The 1,278-nt window shown below is 61.0% G+C and carries 1 pseudogene; it reads right to left on the bottom strand.

From position 1 onward, the window contains the following. Positions 1–13 precede the first annotated feature (13 nt). Positions 14–1,197 (bottom strand): annotated as a pseudogene (locus AC0L23_RS39910) (integrase core domain-containing protein). Positions 1,198–1,278 lie beyond the last annotated feature (81 nt).

Raw genomic sequence — 1,278 nt, 5'->3', positions numbered from 1 at the left:
TAACGGAACGTACCTAAGACATGGGTGACAGCCTCGTGCCGAACGGGTTGTCGAGAGGTTGCAGGGTTTTCTGCTCCAGGTCGAAGTATCCCAGATCATAGTGCATGAAGCTGACGAGCCAAATGCCCTCGTCGACCTCCTTGATGCCGAGCTTCTGGCCCGCCAGCACGGTTGAGATGTTGATCCGCTTGCGGTGCAGGCAAAGGCGGCCGCACGCGGTTACAAGGACCTCGCGATCGTGGAACGGATAGGTCAGCTCCGGCAGGCCGGCATAGGAACGTGCTGAGGCGACGTAGAGCTCGGCAGGACGTTTCATGTCGAGGGCCTCGTGCGGGCGTTCGGAGTTGAACTCGCGGACGAAGGCATCGAAGCGTTCCTGCTGCTGCAAGCTATTGCCGCCCGGCGGCCGGGTGGTTTCCTTTTTGAGGGTGAGGTGCATGCGCTCATGACGTCCGTTCTGTTGCGGGTGGCCCGGCTTGATGCGTTCGATTGCAATACCAAGTCGGAGCCACCACACCGAGAGCTTGGAGAGGTTGAACAAGGCGTTGGGACTGGCGAAGGGCACGCCGTTGTCGGAGCGAATGGCGAGCGGCAGGCCGCGCTCGAGGAACAAACGCTCGAAGGCAGTAATTACAGGGTCTTCACGCGTTGAATCGAGCGCTTCGCACAACAACAGGAAGCGCGAGGCATGATCGGTAACGGTGAGCGGATAGCAGTAGCGGCCATTGCCGAGCTTGAACTCGCCCTTGAAGTCGGTGCACCACAAATCATTGGGTCCGGTACCCGTGGACAGCGGCGTGCCGCGCGCGCGGTGGCGCGGCCCGCCGCCACGCTTGACCAGGCCATGGCGATCGAGCACCGCATGGATGGTGCTTTTGGCCGGAATCCTGACATCGCCATCGAGCCGCCGGACCAGCAGTTCGCGGATCTTGCGCGCGCCCCAGTGCGGTTTCTCGGCTTGAGGCGGACAATCAGACCCTCGATTTGCTCCGGGAGCTGATTGGCATAGCGTACCGGCCGTCTGGACCGATCGCTCAGGGCGGCCAGCCCCTGCTCTTTGTAGCGATCGAAAATCTTATAGCCGGTCTTGCGGGATACGCCGAACTCCCGGCACACATCCGTCATGGCTTCCCCATCCAGAAGCCTGGCCACAAAGCGAAGGCGTTCTTCCATGACCGAACTCGCTTTCCACGGCATCCACACCTCCCGCAGAACAAAAGCGGAAAGTGTAACCCATGTGTCCGGTACGTTTTGTCACCTATGTCTCGGGCCGCTCAC

The organism is Bradyrhizobium sp. MI1.4 (assembly GCF_055811315.1).
The sequence above is the reverse complement of the archived record's forward strand: the minus strand, read 5'-3'. Positions and strand labels throughout refer to the sequence as shown.